Origin of the sequence: Microcystis sp. M179S2 (assembly GCF_020245805.1) — a bacterium.
Taxonomy (GTDB): domain Bacteria; phylum Cyanobacteriota; class Cyanobacteriia; order Cyanobacteriales; family Microcystaceae; genus Microcystis; species Microcystis aeruginosa.
The window spans coordinates 1-5,422 of the sequence record NZ_JADBUE010000148.1 but is presented as its reverse complement, the minus strand read 5'-3'; the positions used below and the strand labels follow the sequence as shown (position 1 = coordinate 5,422).

Genomic DNA, 5,422 nt, shown 5'->3' with positions numbered 1-5,422 from the left:
CCTATCTGCGTAAGAACTTCAGGATTTTGTGTCCAGTAGTTCATTGGTATTGTATGGCTTGAACTCAGGCTCTGTAAGACTTTTAGCCATAGCTAGTATGTTTATACGGGGGAAGTCCAGTTATATTTAATTCCACCCACCTACTTAATATCAAGGGGAGAACTGAAAAAAGCAATTTAGCCGCCGCTACAGCAATTCTGGCGGGGTTAGTATTAAGTAAGGAAATCATCAGAAGCTTATTAAGAGAAGAAATTATGGGCGAATCAGTCATTGATCAGGACATCCAAAAAAAAGGAAGACAATAAGAAGCGGTTGCTTTGATTCTACAACTACTTAACCGTCGTTTAGGTGAAATATCCTCAACTGTAAGCCAAAAAATCCAAGAACTATCTCTAGAACAATTCGCAACTTTAGGAGAAGCACTGCTCGATTTTACCAGCTTGACAGTTCTGACCACTTGGTTATTGGACACAGAAACTTAAATCCCCAGAAGATGTCTGCTCGTCCTGCGTTAAATTTTTAAATACTGGCTTTTTTTGTATTGATTTAACCATGGCTACCAGCGATATCTCCAATTCTACTCACTCATCCCCAAAACCCCTGCCAAAACTGGGACTTTTCACCATGTTTCGCTTAGGACTCTTTCAGATGGGACTAGGTATTATGTCCCTGCTGACTTTGGGGGTTCTCAATCGGATTATGATCGATGAGTTAAAAGTTTTACCCTTTCTCGCCACAGCTGCGATCGCTATGCACCAGTTTGTTAGTCCAGCGCGCATCTGGTTTGGGCAAAGATCCGACGGTAAAACTATTTTTGGTCATCATCGCAGCGGTTATGTCTGGATTGGGGCGGCAGTTTTTACCGCTTTAGCTTTTATTGCTTTGCAAGTAGTTTGGCAATTGGGACTTAGTATTCAAACTTCGGGATGGAATACCATTTCCTACGCCTGGATTGCCCTCTTAGCCTTAATTTTCGCCCTCTACGGACTCGCTTTAAGCGCCAGTTCTACCCCTTTTGCTGCCCTCTTGGTGGATGTGTCCGATGAAGATAATCGATCGCAATTAGTTGCTATAGTTTGGTCAATGCTGATGGTGGGAATCGTCGTCGGGGCGATCGTTAGTTCTCGTTTGCTGGATACTCCCAATATCTGCGGTACAAATATTTTGACCTATGATCCGACTCAATCAGCCCCTATAGCCAATATTCCGCAGCTACAGGCGAATATTAACCCCGTGTTCGCGATTATGCCCGCTATCGTTTTCGGTCTCTGTATTTTAGCGACTTTTGGCGTAGAAAAAAAATATTCTCGTTTTAGTAGTCGGTCCACTCTTGTGCAAAGAGAGGATCAAATTACCTTCAAAGATGCCCTACAAGTTCTCACCGCTAGTCGGCAAACTGGTTTATTTTTCACCTTCCTGCTGATGATGACTTTGAGTTTATTTATGCAGGATGCAATTATGGAACCCTTTGGCGGCGAGGTTTTTGGGATGTGTATCGCCCAAACCACCCAATTGAACGCTTTTTGGGGAACCGGAACCCTTTTTGGTATTGCTGCCACGGGATTTATGCTCATTCCCCGCATCGGTAAACAAAAAACCACTAAATATGGCTGTATTTTTGCAACAATTTGTTTTATTCTCTTGATTTTTGCCGGCTTTTCTGCTAACCAAAGTTTATTAAAATCAAGCTTGCTCTTTTTCGGTTTAGCTTCGGGAATGATTACCGCCGGGGCTACCAGTTTAATGTTAGATTTAACCGCTGCCGAAACCGCGGGAACTTTTATCGGCGCTTGGGGATTATCACAAGCGATCGCACGGGGATTAGCCACGGTTTTAGGCGGTACGATTTTAAATATCGGTAAAGTTGTCTTTTCTAGTCCGGTTTTAGCCTATGGCTTAGTTTTCCTCGTGCAAGCATTGGGAATGATCCTGGCAGTTTGGTTATTAAGTCGCGTCGATGTCAAGGAATTTAAGGAAAATGCCCGAGCAGCGATCGCAACAGTGATGAAAGGAGAGATCGACTAGCAAAAGCAAGCAAAAGTGAGATAACAGGAGAATTAGCCCGATCGGGGGAAGTTGGTTAGCAGCTTTTTTCCTATCCTAAAAGTAGAGAGGAAAACGAAAGAGGAGGCTAAAACGATGAAAAGGACTTTAATGATTGCCCTAGGTTCCCTAGCTTCCTTACTGCTGATTAACCCCGTCGGTGCGGAAAATCCCCAACAGGTACAACAATTATTGAATACGCGGGAATGTCCGGGCTGTGATCTCCGCGGTGCAGATTTAAGAGGGGCGCATCTAATCGGTGCTGATTTGAGAAAAGCGAATTTACAAGGAGCTAATCTGGAGGAAGCTAACTTAGAGGGCGCGGATTTGACCGATGCTAACCTAGAAGGCGCAAATTTAACCGCAGCTTTTCTGACTAATGCCAGTTTCAATCAAGCTGATCTCGATGGAGTCAATTTCACCAGTGCCGTGATTTATGATGCCGATGTGACAGGTGCATCGATGGAGAGAATTAACTTGACAAATGCTCAGATTTATGGTACTGGCATCGCTGTCGGTGGTGGCAATCCCTAGATAGGGCGGGCTGAATGAATCTAAAAACCTGGCGTTGTCAAATTGAAAGATGCTCCGAATCAGCACCGGAACTGAAATTACTTTGATAGGAAAGATTACATGGCATCTTGACAATTAGTGTTTAATGAACGAATAGTGCCGATAGTTGGGCTTAAGTGGGGAACAAGAGTCGCTCGATTTAGCAGTGGAATTAGCCCTACAATCGGCGTAGGGCTAATTCATGAATTAGCCCTACAATCGGCGTTGTCAAATGGAAAGATGCTCCGAATCAGCACCGGAGCATTGCATCTTTCCTCTTCTGATCTGACAACGCCGAAAACCTTGTGGGGTGCGACTTTTAGACTTTTTTTATTAACGATCGCTTTTGATAATTTCCCCGATTGACTCTCATCGGGATTTTGGGACATCCGGCGCGAGAATCATCAATTGTCCCTCCTTATCCTCGCGAATGGCTAGAATCGCCGGACGTTCATTGTCTGCCGACTGAGGGGATAACCCGCGAAAAACATAAGTCCAATTATTATTTTGAATTAATAAACGCCAGACTCGCGGGGGATTAACTTTACTATCATTCGTTTCTTTTCCCCGCAGCTCTTCGAGTAATTTAGTCTCACCGATAATTCGATAACCTTTGAGAGAAGGATCGGTAAAAACATCCTGCGGATTCCGACCGATCGCTATCTGTTTTTCCGGTAAAACTAAAGTGATAACTGGTAAGGTAGAACTATCATTAACTGCATCGCGACGGGCATCGCTCGATCCCTGAATTCGAGCTAACCAAAAAAGAATAATTAATAGCCAAATAACAGCGATCAAATCTTTTCGGAGAGATTCGGGAATTCCCCGGACTAATAAACCTAGAGGGTGAAATTTTTGATGAAATTTCCGTTTAAATTGACTGACAATTGAATAGGATGGCAGGGGAGACAAAATCCAGAGAGTAAATTGAATCGCAAAGGCAACGGCAACCAGTGCCAGAAACGTTCGCAGCAACGCCCCGAAATCGCCACAGAAGACCTGTATCGGCACGAAAAGGAAGGAACGCAAGGGCAAGTCCAGACGGTTAATCTCAAGGCTAAACCAGCCGAAATAGGCCCACCGATAGATCCATCCCGTAAAATAGAGAAAAATCCCCAGCAAACCGAGAAGACTGGCGAAGGTTCCTAGTATCTGTGTTCCGGGAGGGGGAGAATTCGGAGCGCTCACGGCAAAATGTCCCTGATTGGCGTTTTCGATCGCTATCCTACTCGATCGATCGGGTTCTATCGCCAGTTCTTTGTATTTTATCAAGGAGAATAACCATGTCCATCGACGATCCCCGACAAGTTCGTTTGTTAATCGAGAAAATGGAAGCGAGTTTACCAATCCCTGTGCGTGCAACTCCCGAAACGTTAAAAATAGCTGAAACAAAAGGCGAGCGATACAAACCCGATCACCAGTTTTTGATCGATAAAATTTTCTACACGGGAGACGAGGGGGGAATTATTTGTTTCCTAAAAAATGAATCGGGAAAACAAACGGGTCTTATATGTTCTTTAACCCATCTACGCATCGATAACGATCATCCCTTAGCGGCGGATATTCAATCCTACCAGAAAAAGCGATCGATGCGGATCGCACTACAGGATGGCAAAACCGGAAAAGCCCTCCGTATTGCCAAACAAAACCGCCCGAACAAAGGTTTCGGAAAGTAAAAATATATTGACAAAAACCGCAGGTTGGGTTACGAGTAGCGCTAACCCACCGCATCCAATTATATTCGGGGAATAGGAATTTGATTAGTTCGTTGCTACCAGATCGTATTAACCGTTGATAATTGAATTTTTCGATCTCGGCTAATTAAGGGACCGTTTAAATATAGGGCGGTTGCCGCAATAATTCGATGTAAAGATACCAGATAACCGCATGAGTATCTAAGTAGCTGGTTATAATTAAATTTAAAATGGATTTCAGGTTCGATCCCCCCTGCCCCCCTTGATAAGGGGGGTGTCTGATAATTTTTAACGCCTACCTACTTAAAACTGCTTTTAACACTTAAATATCCTCTGCCGTAAAATCTCCCCACGCTTCTCGTCGGGTTTTATCGATATCTTCAGCCGAGGGAGCCTGTCCTAAATCGGCGCATATACCCCATAAAGAGGGACGGGGTTGATTAACTTCTGCCGATTCCGATGCCATTTCTGCGGTAATTTTTTCGATCAGTTGCCGTTTCTCGATCGAGGATAATTTTTCCACCCACCGCATTAGCTCTTGTAGAGTCATATTTCTATCGCTTACCGCATAAAGGAGTACCTTCATAAGTTTTAACATAAGGAGAAGATACAACGCTTCCCCTTTGACAATCCCGACGCTAAAATATGGAAAAAACCCTCTAGAAAAAACCCTAGGTTGGGTTACTGTTACTCCTAACCCACCGCATCCAAGATCGAAAACAGAACCAACTAAATCCCGATCATTCAGGCAAGGTAAAGATGAAAAAACTCTACCCAATAATAACCGCAACTAGCCTAGTTTTTATCGCCTCTCTTGCTGGCTATCATCTACCAGCCACCGGCGATCGATCTCCCGTCAAGAAAATTCCCGTATTCATACCAGATGATACAAATGTATCTTTAAAAAATGGCACTTCTCTATCTGGGAGATTAATCAAGTTCGATTCCCAAGCAAAAACGATCGCTTTAGGGAGAGAATCAAAAACAAAAGAAGGTTCTTCGGTTTTTGTTATGCAATGGACGGGGGTTATAAGGGATGGAACCCTTATATAGAAAGGCATTTGGCGATTTTTGTCAATTATTTTTGATCTAGAGCGAACTAATCAATTAAGTCTCTTGCCAGATAAGGATTT

General features: G+C 43.6%; 6 protein-coding genes and 1 pseudogene. 5 read left to right on the top strand and 2 right to left on the bottom strand.

Annotated features, from left to right (window positions below; all coding sequences use genetic code 11):
* Window positions 1–317 precede the first annotated feature (317 nt).
* The 3 genes from IM500_RS24735 to IM500_RS08905 all read left to right on the top strand — a co-directional run bounded on the left by IM500_RS24735 (window position 318) and on the right by IM500_RS08905 (window position 2,577).
* The gene (locus IM500_RS24735; RefSeq protein WP_423202540.1) at window positions 318–482 is read left to right on the top strand and encodes a DUF4351 domain-containing protein; all 165 of its coding nucleotides are present in this window, start codon (window positions 318–320) and stop codon (window positions 480–482) included.
* A gap of 70 nt (window positions 483–552) precedes the next feature.
* Complete coding sequence (locus IM500_RS08910; protein ID WP_190721822.1) at window positions 553–2,025, top strand: BCD family MFS transporter; 1,473 nt, start codon at window positions 553–555, stop codon at window positions 2,023–2,025.
* 114 nt (window positions 2,026–2,139) lie between these two features.
* Window positions 2,140–2,577 carry a pentapeptide repeat-containing protein gene (locus tag IM500_RS08905; RefSeq protein ID WP_012267829.1) on the top strand — a complete coding sequence of 146 codons (438 nt, stop codon included), beginning with the start codon at window positions 2,140–2,142 and terminating at the stop codon, window positions 2,575–2,577.
* Between the two features lie 387 nt (window positions 2,578–2,964).
* Here the strand turns inward: IM500_RS08905 and IM500_RS08900 are convergent, their stop codons facing one another.
* The gene (locus IM500_RS08900; RefSeq protein WP_287738149.1) at window positions 2,965–3,867 is read right to left on the bottom strand and encodes a hypothetical protein; all 903 of its coding nucleotides are present in this window, start codon (window positions 3,865–3,867) and stop codon (window positions 2,965–2,967) included.
* 11 nt (window positions 3,868–3,878) lie between these two features.
* Here IM500_RS08900 and IM500_RS08895 point away from each other — a divergent pair, with 11 nt between their 5' ends.
* Complete coding sequence (locus IM500_RS08895; protein WP_287738148.1) at window positions 3,879–4,271, top strand: hypothetical protein; 393 nt, start codon at window positions 3,879–3,881, stop codon at window positions 4,269–4,271.
* 340 nt (window positions 4,272–4,611) lie between these two features.
* Here the strand turns inward: IM500_RS08895 and IM500_RS08890 are convergent, their stop codons facing one another.
* Entirely contained in the window at window positions 4,612–4,875 is a 264-nt protein-coding gene (locus IM500_RS08890; RefSeq protein WP_190721823.1) for a hypothetical protein, read from the bottom strand.
* Window positions 4,876–5,048: 173 nt separating this feature from the next.
* Between IM500_RS08890 and IM500_RS08885 the strand changes: the two are divergent.
* Window positions 5,049–5,282: pseudogene (locus IM500_RS08885) on the top strand (hypothetical protein); the annotation flags it as partial.
* Between the last annotated feature and the right edge of the window lie 140 nt (window positions 5,283–5,422).